Source organism: Actinomadura meyerae, assembly GCF_900188445.1.
GTDB lineage: Bacteria > Actinomycetota > Actinomycetes > Streptosporangiales > Streptosporangiaceae > Spirillospora > Spirillospora meyerae.
Genome location: NZ_FZOR01000019.1, coordinates 38,321 through 51,887, shown reverse-complemented (window position 1 = coordinate 51,887; position 13,567 = coordinate 38,321). Strand labels below are relative to the sequence as shown.

Sequence of the window (13,567 nt, the reverse complement as noted above, 5' to 3'; positions counted from 1 at the left end):
GCGCGGCGGGGGGACGATCAGCCGGGAGCGGCGGTGTGCAGCAGCCAGGCGGTCTCGGCCGCGACGGGCTTCACCCCGTAGAGCCGGCCGGCCGGGATCAGGACGGCGTCACCGCGTTCCAGCCGCTCCGGAGGCCCGGTCGGCGTGGTGATCAGTTCGGCCTCGCCCCGCTCGATCTCCAGCACCGTGTCGTCGTCGTGGACGCGCGTGCCGAACGGGGCCCCGGGCGCCGGCGCGACCCGGCGCGTCCCGGTGATCTGGGCCTGCCTCGCGAGGTCGCGGTGGCGGGGGAGGTCGTCGGCCCAGCGGATCTGCGCCGCGGTGTCGTCCTCGAACCAGCCGCCGATGAGGCGGGCCTCGGCGATGCCGCGCATCAGCTCCGGGACGACGCGCGGGCCGTGCCGCTCGGCCAGGGCCAGCAGCACCTGGTCCCGGGTGATGCGCCCGTGGTGCTCGTCGATGTGCGCGTGCTCATCGCAGTAATGCAGATCGACGGCGTCGCCGAATATGCCGCGGAAAACCTGCACCATTTCTACGAACGCGGGCGCGAAAACCGCTTCGGCATAGGTGACCGCACCCGCGTACCGGAAGAACTTGGCATGATCACGGGACAGGTAGTAATAGTAGTTGTTCGTCGCCAGCGGGCCGGTCAGGTAGAAGTTCCAGTAGGCGTGCACATGTGTCGCCATGGACCGGCTGCGCAGCATTTTGGCGAAGATCGTGGTGTGTTTGGCGTCGTAGACCCCGTAGCCGAATTCATCGATGAAGATCTTGAACAGGGCGGACTGCTCGGGGCCGTAGGCGCCGGCGAGGTTGCGCGACATCGCGGACGCCTCGGTGAGCCCGTCGAGGGCGAGCTGCACCAGGTACAGGTCCGCGGCGCTCTCCCGGTCGCGGGCGTTCGCGACGGCGGTGAGGGCCGGCGACGACCCGTTCTCGGCCTCGGCCACCACGTGCCGGAAGTAGGTCTCCAGCACCTCGGGGGTGGCGGCGCCGCTGACGTCCACCGCCTCGTCCAGGCAGCCGAACGCGAACCGTTCCAGCTCCGAGACCGTGCCCTCGCGGAGTTCGCGCAGGTCGCGGCCGTAGAAGAGGTCGAAGTCGTCGTGCAGGCCGGCCAGGCCCTGCTCGGGCAGCAGCACCGTCTCGGCCTCGTACCAGGTACCGAGCATCCGGTGCGCGGCGAGGGAGCGGTGCGCCGGCCACTCGCCGGCGCCCGGCGGGCGCTCGAAGTCCGCCTCGGCCAGCGCGGCGGGGAAGAGCATCCGGCGGTAGGGGTTGGGCCCGTGCAGCACGTCGGCGTCTCCGCCGAACAGCGGGCTGCCCGCGAACGCGCGGACCCGCTCGCCCAAGGTGCCGCCGGGGAGCTCTTTGGCAGGATGTGACTGAGACTGGACTGTCATTTAGTTAGACCGTTCACCTGACTGGTTGATGTCGTGGTGTAGGAGGGAGTGCTGGCCCGATTGTGTCGGGCCGAAACCTAGAAGAACGGTGGTAGTTAGGTTGGCGAGGGGTCGGTGGAGTGGCGGGATAACGCAGTGAAAACGTATTCTCACGATAAGTGAGAGTGCTGTTTGCCCTGCGCGGTCGGCACGTTAACAAAGGTCATCGGGATGATCAATGACTGCCAGAGACTTTGAGTACGCCCGTGAGCTGGGGCGCGACGGGGCCCCGAGTTTCGGTCATGTCCGAAACTCGGGGCTGTGGACAGCACCCATCCGGTCGCCCGGTCGCCGGCGCGCGCCGGTGTAACCGTGCCCTTACCTGGGGGTTCGCACGCTTCCGGGGCCCGTCGCGGGCATGCCGGAGCCGAGGGCGAGGACGGCCCTCGTCGACCTGACTCGGGGTGAAGGCGCCGAGTCAGCGATATTCGGGGGATATCCCCGCTTCGTTGTCCGTAACCGGACGCCTACCCGCGCGGTGAGCCCGCGGCCGGTGGACGGCCGCGGGCTCGCGGAGAAGGCGGCGGCGAGAGGTGGGAGAGCGCGCGGGCCTGCGGCGGCCCGTGCCGGGGGTCAGCCGCGGGGCACCAGGCACCCGGGCCGGTTGAAGTCGATGATGCTGCCGGGGGCGATGCAGGCGGCCAGGGTGTAGGTCTGCTGCGCGTACCCGATGTGCGGGCGCACCGTGATGGTGCCGGACTGGTCGACCTCGCACGGGTTGTTCAGCGTGCAGCGGCCGCCGTCCTCGTTGATGGTGTTGTTCACCGCGATGACGTCACCGGACGCCGCGTCGATGACGGGCGACCCCGAGGTCCCGCCGATCACGTTGCACTCGGACGTGTAGCGGACGGAGTCCTTCCACGTCCACTGGCTCTCACGGAGGCGGTAGGCGAACCCGTCGAGGCTGCACGAGTACATGCGCCTCCAGTAGCCGGAGACCACGCGCAGGTCGGTGCCGGCGGCAGGGTGCTGGAGCGACAGCTCCAGAGCGGGCGTGCCGTACGTCTGCCGGATGCTGGCGTAGCTCCGGTTGAGCCGGTACAGGGTCACGTCCGTGTCCGTCATGGTCGCGTACAGCACCCTGGACGCGCGCAGGGTGCCGAGCGAGCCCGTCCCGCTGGAGTTCAGCAGCGTGAACGTCCGGCTGGACGACCGGTTCGTGATGACCTGCCCGGCGGACGGCATGCCGCCCTCGTAGCAGTGGCCGTTCGTGAGCACGAGCGCCGGGTCGCCGTCGGCGGCGTTCGGCGTGCGCACCAGCGAGCCGGAGCAGTTGCTGAGCGCGACGATCCCGGTGAAGTCGACGGCGGCCCTCGGCGGCGCCGGGGCCGCGGGCGCGGCGGCGGACGCGGCGGACGCCGCGGCGGTGAGCGTTCCGGTCCCGATGAGGGCGGCGGTGAGCACGCCCAGAATGCGTCTTGGCACGGCGGGGGGTCCTCTCGGGGTGAGAGCGGCGGGGAGCCGCGCCGGCACCTGCGAGCACCCGGGAGCACACGGCACTCGGCGCCGGACGCGCAGCGTGATCGTAACCACGCTCGACCGGCTCTGGAAGGCCCCGATTCCGCCGACGTGCGGGTATTCGGAGAATTAGGCAGGCATTGCCAAAGGCTCCATTCCGCCGGGCGTCCGAAACGCCGAACCGGCCGCCTGGAAATCCCGCCGGACGCCCCGTCCGCGCGCCGGCGCCGCCTAGACTGCGCCGCCTAGACTGCGCGGCATGGACTTCGCGGCATGGACCTCAGCGACGCGACGCGCATGATCCTTTCCGAGTCGGCGGGCCATCCGGAACTGCTCCGGGTGACCCGGGAGGCGCACGACCGGCTCGCCCGCGGCGAGCGGGTGGCGCACACGGACCTCACCTGGATGCTCAAGGAGGCCGCCCGCAAGAACGTCTACCCCGCCCTGCGCAGCCGCTACGGCGTCACCGCCTTCAACGAGATGGTCGTCGTCATGGGGCGGGAGATCGACGTCCAGGCCCCCGTCCCCGCCCGGTCGCGCTGACGCCACCCGAAACCGCTGACGCCACCCGAAACCGCCGACACCACCCGAAATCGCTGACGGCGTCCGGTGTCGCGCCTAGACTCCTGTCCGGGCGCGACGCGCACCTTCGGCCGGAGGGCGCGTACTTCGGCCTGAGGCGGGACCATGCGCATCAAGGGCGGTAGGACGCCGGACGCGGGGCAGCCGTGGAACGAGATCGTCCCCGGGCTGTGGATGGGCGGGCACTTCTCCACCGAGCCCACCGGTGAGCGGGCCCCCGCGGTCGTGTCGGACGAGTTCGACGTCGTCATCAGCCTGTACCGCAAGGACGGGCACGGGCCGCCCGCCCACGTCGAGCACCACTACGAGGCGATGCCGGACGGGCTGCTGACCGCCGCGCAGCTGGAGGCGGTCTCCCGCCTCGCCGAGGTGGCGGTGCGCGCGGTGCGGCGCGGCCGGCGGGTGCTCGTCCGGTGCCATTCCGGCTACAACCGGTCCGGGCTCGTCGTCGCGCAGACCCTCATCGAGATGGGGTACCCGGCGGACGACGCGATCTTCCTCGTCCGCTACCGCAGGTCGAAGTGGGCGCTCAACAACCAGACGTTCGTCGACTACCTGACGACCGGACTGGACGTGGCGCGGCTCCTGACCGGCCTCGGCAGCCTCACCGAAGACGGCGACCTCACCTAGCCGCCTCACATAGCCGCCTCACCTGGCCGCCACCGTCGTCGTCCACTGCTGGGGCCCGGCTGCAACGGCCCGCAGAAGGCGGCGCTGGAGTTCGCGAAGCTCGGCCGACCCGCTGACGGCCCCCGTGGCAAACCCCTCGACGGGCCCCTCCACAGGCCCCGCGACCGGCCCCTCGACCGGCCCCGCGACGGGGCCCGTGACGGGTCCCGCCTGCGCCTGCTGAGGCGGCGCCGCCGCATGTTCCCGCCGGGACGGGGCATAAGGATGTCCTCCGGCGACGTTAGACTCTACGAATCACTCTTCGGCGCCCCCGGCGTCAGGCTCGTCCTTGCAGGCCGCGCAACATCGTGGTGCCTCCCGAGACGTGCCCCCCTCTCGGAAGGTAATGCGTGACCACAGCTGCCGCTGAACAGAACCCGACCATGCCCGCCACCGCGGACGAGGAGAGGGTTCCCACCTTCGCCGAGCTCGGCATCCCGCCGGTGCTGGTGAGCTCCCTGGAGCGCCAGGGCATCGAGGCGCCCTTCCCGATCCAGGCCGCCGCGATCCCCGACATCATGGCCGGACGCGACGTCCTCGGCCGCGGCAAGACCGGCTCCGGCAAGACCCTGGCCTTCGGCCTGCCGCTCCTGTCCCGCCTGTCCGGCCGCAAGGCCGCCCCGAAGCGCCCGCTGGCGCTGATCCTCGTGCCGACCCGCGAGCTGGCCCAGCAGGTCCAGAACAACCTGGAGCCGCTCGGCCGCGGCCTCGGGCTCCGCTTCAAGACCGTCATCGGCCAGACGTCGATGTTCAAGCAGATCGACGCGCTGCGCCGCGGCGTCGAGGTCCTCGTCGCCACGCCCGGCCGGCTGAAGGACCTGATGCGGCAGGGCGCCTGCGACCTGTCCGACATCGAGATCGCCGTGCTGGACGAGGCCGACCACATGGCCGACATGGGCTTCCTGCCCGACGTCACCGACATCCTGGACGCCGCCAAGCGCGACGGCCAGCGCCTGCTCTTCTCCGCCACCCTCGACAAGGACGTGGACGTCCTGGTCAAGCGGTACCTGCACGACCCGGTCACGCACGCGATCGGCCCGGTGGACGAGCCCGTCGCCACGATGGACCACCACCTGCTGCTCGTGGCGCCGAAGGAGAAGAGCGCCATCACCGCCGAGATCGCCAACCGCGAGGGCCGGACGATCCTGTTCGCCCGCACCAAGCACGGCGTCGACCGGCTCGCCAAGCAGCTCGTCCAGGTCGGCGTCCGCGCGGCGGGCCTGCACGGCGGCAAGAGCCAGGGGCTGCGCACCCGCACGCTCGCCGAGTTCCGCGAGGGCTCGATCAGCGTGCTGGTCGCCACCGACGTCGCCGCGCGCGGCATCCACGTCGACGACGTGTCGCTGGTCATGCACGTCGACCCGCCGGCCGACCACAAGGACTACATGCACCGCGCCGGGCGCACCGCGCGGGCCGGGGAGCGCGGCACCGTCGTCACGCTCGTCCTGCCGCACCAGGTGCGCTCCACGTCGGCGATGACGCGCCGGGCCGGTATCAACGCGCCCCGCGTCCGGGTGGCGAGCGGCGACGCCGAGCTGGTCAAGCTGACCGGCGCGCGGCCGCCGTCCGGCATCCCGATCGAGGAGCCGATCATTCCGGAGCGTCCGCGCCGCGAGGGCGGCCGCGGCCGGCAGGGCGGCGGCGGGCGCCGCCGCGGCCCGCGCTCCTTCGACCGCCAGGACGGCGGGCGCCGCCGCGACGGCGAGCCCGGCCGCGGCGAGCACCGCGCCTACTCCGGCGGCGACCGCCGGGGCGGCGGCCCCCGCACCGGAGGCGGCTCGCACGGCAACCGGCGCGGCGGCCAGGACCGCCGCCCGGCCCGCTACAACTGACCCACGCGGAACCGGCGTGACGCGGAACTGACGTGACAAAGAAGGCCCCGCCCATTCCGGGCGGGGCCTTCGCAGTCGTACGGCACCGGTCGCCGTTTCCAAGCACCGTTCGCCGTGTCCGGGCACCTCTCGCGCGGCGCGGCCGCATCGAACGGTGCGCCGGGGTCAGCCCGCCTCCTCCTGGAGGGGGTCGGTCCGGGCGGCGGCCTCCTCGCGGAGCCTGTCCTGGAGGATCTGCAGGCCCTCCAGGCCGTCCACGGAGAGGGCGGCCAGCTCGTCCAGCGACATCAGCGGGTCGTTGCGCAGCGGCGGCTGCCAGCCGTTCTCCTTGTCGTGGCTGCGCAGGACCTTCGCGGGGACGCCGCCGATGACCGAGTGGTCGGGGAACTCGCCGCGGACGACGGCGCCGCCCGCGACGGCGACGTTCCGGCCGAGGCGGGTGCCGGGCAGGATGATCGCGCCGGTGCCGATCCAGCAGCCGTCGCCGATGACCACCGGGTTGTTCTCCGGCCACTGCCGGCCGATCGGCGTGTGCAGGTCGCCGTAGGTGTGGTTCTGGTCGGTGATGTAGACGTTCGGCCCGGTGAAGACGTCGTCGCCGATCTCGATGGACTGGTGCCCGACGATGTGGGTGCCGCGGCCGAGGGAGCAGCTCGCGCCGATCCGGACGATCACGTCCGGGCCGAGGTCGAGCCCCGGGACGAACCCCGCGGAGATCGTGACGTGCGTCCCGACGAGGGTGTGGTCGCCGATCGAGATCCACGGCTCGCCGTAGATCGAGCCGACGGGGAAGCCGATGCAGGCGCCCTCGCCGAGGTAGGCGAACTTGCGCCGGCCGGGGGTGTGCGGGGTGATCTCACCGTGCCGCTGCACCCATTCCCAGGCGCGGTGCACGGCCACGTGCACGCCCTGGCGCGCCCGCAGCCGCGCGCGGGCCGCCAGCGCCCGCCGGGCGGATTCTTTCGGCGACATGGCGGTACCGTACCGGGTGGTAGCCACCGCTGTGCACGGCGGAGGGCCCGGCGGCCGGTGGCCGCCGGGCCCTCCCGTGCGCGCTCGTGCTAGTGCGGCGAATGCACCTGACCGTCGACATCGGCGCCGGAGACCGTCATGGAGTCGGCCGATGTGGCGTCCTCCGCGTGCTCTCCGGAACCCTTGGTCATGTCGCGGATGACGCCGCGCCGCGTCGCGACCACACCGGCCGCGCCGACGACGGCGACGGCGCCCATCATCGCCATGAGCATGCCGCGGCCGGGACCGGACCGCCGCGGCGGCTCCACCCGTCCGGCGACATCGCTCAAGAACGTGCTCACCCGCGGTGCGAGCCCGGACTCAACGTACCGGGCCGCCTGCCGGAGCCTCGGTGCGCTCCAGCCGCGGACGAGCATGACACGCTCCTGCGCGGCGGGCGCGATCCGCTCCGCCGTGCCGGAGGCACTCTGCCGACACATCTCGGCGCCCTGCCGGGCCGCCTCCTGGACACGGCCGAGCCGCGAGAGGACTTCCTCCTGCGGCTTCCGGCGGAGACTGATCATTAGGGACACGCTAACCTCCCTGTTTGCGAGGTCCTGTCGTGCAGCCTTCCCAGCGTTCGGAGGGTAAACCCCGAACGCGTGACCGGAAGCTCACCCCGGGTAGCCGGAACGGGGGCGACCGGGACCGCTCGACGTCTCGCACATGACATCCATCCAACGAGGAGGCGGCCAGCGTGGCCAACGAGATCTTCGCGACGCTCAACACGTCGCTCGGCAAGATCGTGATCCAGCTCTACCCGGAGCACGCGCCCGAGACCGTGGCGAACTTCGTCGAGCTGGCGGAGGGCACCCGTACGTGGACCGACCCGCGGACGGGGCAGCAGACGCAGCAGCCGCTCTACAACGGGACGAAGTTCCACCGCGTCATCGACCAGTTCATGCTGCAGGGCGGCGACCCGCTCGGCACCGGCACCGGCGGTCCCGGCTACCAGTTCAAGGACGAGTTCCACCCCGACCTGAAGTTCAACCGCCCGTACCTGCTGGCGATGGCGAACGCCGGGCCCGGCACCAACGGCTCCCAGTTCTTCATCACGCTGAGCGTCGCGCAGACCCAGCACCTGACCGGCCGGCACACCATCTTCGGCAAGGTCATCGAGGGGACGGACGTCGTCGACCGGATCGGCAAGGTGCCGACCGACCGCGGGGACCGCCCGCTCACCGACGTCGTGCTGGAATCGGTGACGATCGAACGCCGTTAATCGTCTCTAGAGGTAGAGACCCCGCGACGCGGGCACCCGCACCTGCCACGGAGCCCAGATGAGCACAGACCACAGTCCCGCCCCCGAGACCTCGGTGCCGACCTGCTACCGGCATCCGGGGCGGGAGACGTATGTGCGCTGCACCAGGTGCGACCGCTACATCTGCCCCGACTGCATGCGGGACGCGGCGGTCGGGCACCAGTGCGTGGAGTGCGTCGCCGAGGGCAACCAGGGCGTCCGCAGGGCGGTGCCCCGGACGGTCCTCGGCGGGCGGGCCCCGGCGTCGGCGGTGCCGGTCGTCACGTACACGCTCATCGGCGCGTGCCTGGCGGCCTACGTCGCCGAGCTGTCGTCGTGGGCGGTCGTGTGGGATTTCATGATGCTCGGCCAGGGCGTCCTGCCGGACGGCCATGTCGGCGGTGTCGCGCAGGGCGAGTGGTACCGGCTCTTCACCACGATGTTCCTGCACCAGCGCGGCGGGTCGTTCGGCATCACCCACATCCTGTTCAACATGTGGGCGCTGTACGCGGTCGGCCCCGCGCTGGAGCAGGTGCTCGGGCGCTGGCGCTACCTGGCGCTCTACCTGCTGTCCGGCCTCGGCGGATCGGTGCTGCTGTACCTGGTCGGCGCCCCGGGGGCCTCGGCGGTCGGCGCGTCCGGCGCGATCTTCGGACTGTTCGGGGCCTACTTCGTCATCGGCCGCAGGCTGGGCGGGCCGGTCGGGCCCATCGTGGTGCTGCTGGTGATCAACCTGGTGATCACGTTCTCGGTGCCGGGCATCTCCTGGCAGGGCCACGTCGGCGGCCTCGTCGTGGGCGCGGCGCTCGCCGCCGCCTACGCCTACGCTCCCGCGGCCCGGCGCACGCTGTTCCACGTCGGGGCGCCGGTGCTCGCGCTGGCGCTGCTCGCGGCGCTGGTGCTGGTGCGGACGGCCGAACTCAACCCGGCCATGTGACCCGGCGCGGCGCGACACGCCCGGTGCGTCAGGCCCGGCGCGACGGGTCGAACTCGTCAGGTCCGGCGGCGCGGACGCCGTCCAGCGCGGCGGCGTCCGCGCGGCCGGACCGCATGACCGGGGCCTGTGGAAAGTAGCTGTGGAAAACCTGGGGAAAGCCGGGGTGGGAGATCCCCAACCTGTGGATAACTCGCCGTCAGCGCCAGCGGGTCGAGAGGATCACGCCGAGGATGATCGCCGCGAAGCCGATGCCCAGGTTCCAGTTGTGCAGGTCGGTCATGAACGGCACGTCGGTGCCGGTGCTGGCCGTCACGTAGAAGACGGCGATCCAGATCAGGCCGATGAGCCACAGCCCGACCATCGTGGGCACCAGCCAGCGCGGGCTGACCTCGGGCGCCTTCGACTTCTGGGGCGGGGTGTAGACGGCCTTCTTACGCACTTTCGACTTGGCCACGGTGGGATCGTTCTCCTCGGGCGTCCGGCGGCCGGAGCGCCGGACCGCGCATGGGTGTTTTGTCGGTTAGCGTAGTCGCTGGTGACCACTGTCTGATGAGCAATGTACGGCGTTCCGCGTGGGGAAGCATCATCCCAGTTCTCACGCTCCTCGCGGGCACCTTGTTCGCGGCGAGCGCGAGCACGGCCCGCGGCACGAGCCTGCGCGAGCAGGGCCGCACCCGGATCACCGAGCTCATCACCGCCGAACAGCGTCGCGGCCGCGCGGAGCGCGCCGAGTACCGGCGGCTGCGCGACCAGGTAGACCGTATCTCCCGGGAGGCCGGACGTCACGACGCGCGCGTGCGCGACGCGCGCGCCGAGGCCGAGGGGCGCGCGGCGGGCGCCGGTTTCACCCCGCTCACCGGGGCCGCCGTCCGCGTCGTGCTGGACGACGCGCCGCTGCCCGAGTCCGGCGGCCTGCCGCACGGCGTGGGCCCGGACGACCTCGTCGTCCACCAGGCCGACGTCCAGGCCGTCGTCAACGCGCTGTGGGCGGGCGGCGCCCGGGGCATGCAGATCATGGACCAGCGGATCATCGCGACGAGCGCGGTCCGGTGCGTCGGCAACACGCTGATCCTCCAGGGGGTCGTGTACTCCCCGCCGTTCCGGATCACCGCCGTCGGCGATCCCGGCCGGCTGCGCGCGGCACTCGCCGCGTCCCCCGAGGTCGCCGTCTACCGCAAGTACGTCCGCGCGTACGGGCTCGGGTACGCGGTGCGGACCGTGGGACGGGCCACCCTGCCGCCCTTCACCGGCAACGTGACCTTGAAGCACGCTACGGTTCCGGCGGGGCCGGGCGGCTGATCCCGGCGGACGAGGAGGCACGCGGTGCGGACGGTGATCCGGGGCATGGGCGAGCTGTGCATCACCGCCGGCGTGATTCTCATGCTGTTCGTGACCTATGAGCTGTGGGGCACCGGGCAGTACACGCAGGGCCAGCAGAACCGGTTGCAGGACGAGATGGAGCGCAGCTGGCGCGCCACCTCGTCTGCGCCCGCGACGGGCAAGGTCACCACGGAGAAGGTGAAGCTCGGCAAGGGCGTCGCGGTGATCCGCATCCCGCGGTTCGGCTCCGGCTACCGCTTCGTCGTGGTCGAGGGCGTCACCCGCGCCGACCTCCGCAAGGGGCCCGGCCACTACCCGGGCACCGCGCTGCCCGGCCAGATCGGCAACTTCGTGGTCTCCGGGCACCGGACGACGTACTCCGCCCCCTTCAACCGGCTCGGCGAGCTCGACCGGGGCGACCAGATCCTCATCGACACCCGCGACCGCCAGTACGTCTACACGGTCACCGACCGGAAGATCGTCAAGCCGTCGGCGGTGGAGGTGACCGCGCCCGTCCCGTTCCACCCGAAGCGGCGGCCGACCGAGCGGCTGATCACGCTCACCACCTGCCACCCCAAGTACTCCGCCGCCGAACGAATGATCATCTTCGGTCGGCTGTCCACCGCGCGGCCCCGCGCGCAGGCCGCCACCGGCGCCGGCGCGGCCCGTCCCGCAGGCGAGTAGGAGGTCCCGTGTACGCCTGGATCTGGCGCCGGCTCCCCGGCGAGTGGCCCACCAAGACCGCCATCGCGCTCGGCATCGTCCTCGCGGTCGCCGCCGTCCTCTGGTACGCGGCCTTCCCCCGGGTGGAGGCGAAACTCCAGTTCGACCACGGCGTCGTCCAGGACGGGCCGGGCGTCGTCCAGACCCCGTCACCGTCCGGCTCCGCGCCCCGCGGCTGACCCCGCCACCACCTGCGCCCCGCTCTCCCTCGCACCCCGCTCCCACCTGCGAAGACGCCGGGACGCGGAGCGCCCGCAAGAAGCATGAAAATAATTCGGTTGAAACCCGTAACGTCCCAGGGGCGCGTGACGAAGACCATATCGAGGGCTTCCGCCATTGCCCCCGAGTGGCGGAAGCCCTACTTCATGCCCGGACCACGACGCTCACCGTCCCCCACGACGGTCACCGTCCCACGTCCCGTGCGAGCGAACGTCCCGTGCAAGCGACGGGCCCCGGCTCCCCTCCGAGGGAGGAGCCGGGGCCCTTCGCGCGTTCAGCGGGCGTCTCAGCCCTCGCCGTCGCCCGGCGGGAAGCCCGGCAGGCCCGGCGTCGACGGTCCGCCCGGCTGGGTCGGCGTCTGCTGCGGCTTCTCCGCGACGAAGATCGTCACCGTGTCGCCGGGGGCGACCGTGGCGCCCTCGCCCGGCTGCTGGTCGAAGACGAAGCCCGGCGCGACCTGCTTGTCCGGCGGCGGCGCGCCCTTCTCCACCTTGCACTTCAGCCCGACGGCCTCCAGCTTCCCGCAGGCGGCGCGCTGGCTGTTGTTGAACAGGTTCGGCATCTGGAGGTTCGACGGCCCGTTGGAGAACACCACCGTGATGGTCGCGTTCTTCGGCGCCTTCGTGCCACCCGCCGGGTCGGTGCGGATCACGTTGAGGCGCGGGACGGTGTCGCTCGACTCGGCCCGCCGCTGCACCTCGAAGCCCTTGGCCTCCAGCAGCTTCTTCGCCGTCGCGTACGGCTGCCCGGCCACGTTCGGGACCTCGATCTCCGTCGGCGGCTTCTTGCCCCGGGAGACCAGCAGCGTCACCGTGGCGCCCTTGGCGGCGTTCGTGCCGGGCTTCGGGTCGGAGCTGATGACGTTGCCCGCGTCGATGTCGTCGCTGTACTCCTTCTTCGGCTCGCCGACCTGGAAGCCGAGCTTGGTCAGCTGCGCCGTCGCCTCGCTCTCCGAGACGTTGACGATGCTCTGCGGGATCGCGACCGGCGCGTTCTTTTCGCCACCGGAGCTCAGCAACCAGCCGATCAGCGCGGCGCCGCCGATGAACAGCACGGCCAGCCCCACCCACAGCGCGGCCTTCTTGCCGCCCCCGCCGCGCTCGGGCAGCTCGTCGTCGTAGCGGGCCGGCGGCAGCCCGTACCCGTCGTCCTGCGGGCGGTGCACCTGCGTCCGGGACGCGCCGTGCGGCTGGTAGGCGCCCATCATCTGGGTGCCCTGCGGCACCTGCGCCCCGCCCATCAGCATCGTGGACGCCGCCGTCGACGCCACCGGCTGCCCCTGCAGCACCCGCTGGATCTCCTGCCGGAACTCCGTCGCGTTCTGGTAGCGGTGGTCGGCGTCCTTCGCCATCGCCTTCAGCACGATCGCGTCCGCCCACTGCGGGATCTGCGGGTCGACCTGCGACGGCGGGACCGGCTCCTCCCGGACGTGCTGGTAGGCGATCGCGACCGGGGAGTCGCCGGTGAACGGCGGCTTGCCGGTGAGCAGCTCGTACAGGACGCACCCGGTCGAGTAGATGTCGCTGCGGGCGTCCACCCGCTCGCCGCGCGCCTGCTCCGGGGACAGGTACTGCGCGGTGCCGATCACCTGCGCGGTCTGCGTCATCGTGGACGCCGAGTCGGCCATCGCGCGGGCGATGCCGAAGTCCATGACCTTGACCTCGTGCTGGCGGGTCAGCATCACGTTGGCCGGCTTGATGTCGCGGTGCACGATCCCGCCGCGGTGGCTGTAGTCCAGCGCGCGCAGGATCCCGTCGGTGATCTCCAGCGCCTTCTCGGGCAGCAGCGCGCGGTTCTCCCGGAGCAGGTCGCGCAGCGTGCTCCCGTCCACGTACTCCATCACGATGTACGGGATGGGGGTGTCGCCGATCATGTCCTCGCCGGTGTCGTACACGGCGATGACCGAGGGATGGTTCAGCGACGCGGCCGACTGGGCCTCGCGCCGGAACCGGGCCTGGAACGTGGGGTCACGGGCCAGGTCGGACCGCAGCGTCTTGACCGCGACGACGCGATCGAGGCGCAGGTCTCGGGCACGGTAGACCTCGGCCATGCCGCCCCGCCCGATCACCGAATCGAGCTCGTAGCGGCCGCCGAGCAGCCGAGGTTGACTCATATGTGCACTTTCCCTCGTACG

General features: G+C 71.7%; 14 protein-coding genes. 8 read left to right on the top strand and 6 right to left on the bottom strand.

All coding sequences use genetic code 11. The annotated features are described in order from the left end of the window. Window positions 1–17: 17 nt before the first annotated feature. Together CHF16_RS20200 and CHF16_RS20195 are read right to left on the bottom strand one after the other, a co-directional pair. Complete coding sequence (locus CHF16_RS20200; protein ID WP_089327640.1) at window positions 18–1,352, bottom strand: iron-containing redox enzyme family protein; 1,335 nt, start codon at window positions 1,350–1,352, stop codon at window positions 18–20. A 663-nt stretch (window positions 1,353–2,015) separates the two neighbouring features. Further along, complete coding sequence (locus tag CHF16_RS20195; RefSeq protein ID WP_089327639.1) at window positions 2,016–2,867, bottom strand: S1 family peptidase; 852 nt, start codon at window positions 2,865–2,867, stop codon at window positions 2,016–2,018. A 306-nt stretch (window positions 2,868–3,173) separates the two neighbouring features. Between CHF16_RS20195 and CHF16_RS20190 the strand changes: the two genes are divergently transcribed. The 3 genes from CHF16_RS20190 (at window position 3,174) to CHF16_RS20180 (ending at window position 5,983) form a co-directional block, all read left to right on the top strand. Further along, on the top strand, window positions 3,174–3,443 hold the full coding sequence (locus tag CHF16_RS20190) for a hypothetical protein (RefSeq protein WP_089327638.1): 270 nt from the start codon (window positions 3,174–3,176) through the stop codon (window positions 3,441–3,443). Between the two features lie 144 nt (window positions 3,444–3,587). Further along, complete coding sequence (locus CHF16_RS20185; protein ID WP_089327637.1) at window positions 3,588–4,112, top strand: protein-tyrosine phosphatase family protein; 525 nt, start codon at window positions 3,588–3,590, stop codon at window positions 4,110–4,112. A 389-nt stretch (window positions 4,113–4,501) separates the two neighbouring features. Next, window positions 4,502–5,983 (top strand): DEAD/DEAH box helicase, encoded by a 1,482-nt coding sequence (locus CHF16_RS20180; protein WP_245868870.1) that lies wholly within the window; start codon window positions 4,502–4,504, stop codon window positions 5,981–5,983. Between the two features lie 165 nt (window positions 5,984–6,148). Here the strand turns inward: CHF16_RS20180 and CHF16_RS20175 are convergent, their stop codons facing one another. Next, complete coding sequence (locus tag CHF16_RS20175) at window positions 6,149–6,955, bottom strand: acyltransferase (RefSeq protein WP_089327635.1); 807 nt, start codon at window positions 6,953–6,955, stop codon at window positions 6,149–6,151. 89 nt (window positions 6,956–7,044) lie between these two features. Beyond that, complete coding sequence (locus CHF16_RS20170; protein WP_089327634.1) at window positions 7,045–7,518, bottom strand: hypothetical protein; 474 nt, start codon at window positions 7,516–7,518, stop codon at window positions 7,045–7,047. Between the two features lie 173 nt (window positions 7,519–7,691). On the opposite strand from CHF16_RS20170, the gene CHF16_RS20165 reads away from it, so the two are divergent. Continuing rightward, on the top strand, window positions 7,692–8,216 hold the full coding sequence (locus CHF16_RS20165; protein WP_089327633.1) for a peptidylprolyl isomerase: 525 nt from the start codon (window positions 7,692–7,694) through the stop codon (window positions 8,214–8,216). Between the two features lie 58 nt (window positions 8,217–8,274). Next, window positions 8,275–9,171: a rhomboid family intramembrane serine protease gene (locus CHF16_RS20160; RefSeq protein WP_089327632.1), complete on the top strand. Its 897-nt coding sequence runs from the start codon at window positions 8,275–8,277 to the stop codon at window positions 9,169–9,171. 196 nt (window positions 9,172–9,367) lie between these two features. Here CHF16_RS20160 and CHF16_RS20155 read toward each other — a convergent pair whose 3' ends face one another. Further along, a complete protein-coding gene (locus CHF16_RS20155) occupies window positions 9,368–9,625 on the bottom strand; it encodes a cell division protein CrgA (protein ID WP_089327631.1) in 258 nt (85 codons plus the stop codon). A gap of 95 nt (window positions 9,626–9,720) precedes the next feature. Here CHF16_RS20155 and CHF16_RS20150 point away from each other — a divergent pair, with 95 nt between their 5' ends. The 3 genes from CHF16_RS20150 to CHF16_RS20140 are packed head-to-tail and all read left to right on the top strand — an operon-like array spanning window position 9,721 to window position 11,393. After that, complete coding sequence (locus CHF16_RS20150) at window positions 9,721–10,470, top strand: DUF881 domain-containing protein (protein ID WP_089327630.1); 750 nt, start codon at window positions 9,721–9,723, stop codon at window positions 10,468–10,470. A gap of 24 nt (window positions 10,471–10,494) precedes the next feature. Next, entirely contained in the window at window positions 10,495–11,175 is a 681-nt protein-coding gene (locus tag CHF16_RS20145) for a class E sortase (protein WP_245868868.1), read from the top strand. A gap of 8 nt (window positions 11,176–11,183) precedes the next feature. Next, window positions 11,184–11,393, top strand: a complete 210-nt coding sequence (locus tag CHF16_RS20140) for a hypothetical protein (RefSeq protein WP_089327629.1) — start codon at window positions 11,184–11,186, stop codon at window positions 11,391–11,393. A gap of 326 nt (window positions 11,394–11,719) precedes the next feature. Here the strand turns inward: CHF16_RS20140 and pknB are convergent, their stop codons facing one another. Further along, window positions 11,720–13,546 carry a Stk1 family PASTA domain-containing Ser/Thr kinase gene (gene pknB / locus CHF16_RS20135; protein ID WP_089327628.1) on the bottom strand — a complete coding sequence of 609 codons (1,827 nt, stop codon included), beginning with the start codon at window positions 13,544–13,546 and terminating at the stop codon, window positions 11,720–11,722. Between the last annotated feature and the right edge of the window lie 21 nt (window positions 13,547–13,567).

Excerpts from the sequence above, each read along its gene's own strand:
- CHF16_RS20190 (WP_089327638.1), top strand. The coding sequence starts at position 3,174 with ATGGACCTCAGCGACGCGACGCGCATGATCCTTTCCGAGTCGGCGGGC.
- CHF16_RS20185 (WP_089327637.1), top strand. The coding sequence starts at position 3,588 with ATGCGCATCAAGGGCGGTAGGACGCCGGACGCGGGGCAGCCGTGGAAC.
- CHF16_RS20175 (WP_089327635.1), bottom strand. The coding sequence starts at position 6,955 with ATGTCGCCGAAAGAATCCGCCCGGCGGGCGCTGGCGGCCCGCGCGCGG.
- CHF16_RS20170 (WP_089327634.1), bottom strand. The coding sequence starts at position 7,518 with ATGATCAGTCTCCGCCGGAAGCCGCAGGAGGAAGTCCTCTCGCGGCTC.
- CHF16_RS20160 (WP_089327632.1), top strand. The coding sequence starts at position 8,275 with ATGAGCACAGACCACAGTCCCGCCCCCGAGACCTCGGTGCCGACCTGC.
- CHF16_RS20150 (WP_089327630.1), top strand. The coding sequence starts at position 9,721 with ATGAGCAATGTACGGCGTTCCGCGTGGGGAAGCATCATCCCAGTTCTC.
- pknB (WP_089327628.1), bottom strand. The coding sequence starts at position 13,546 with ATGAGTCAACCTCGGCTGCTCGGCGGCCGCTACGAGCTCGATTCGGTG.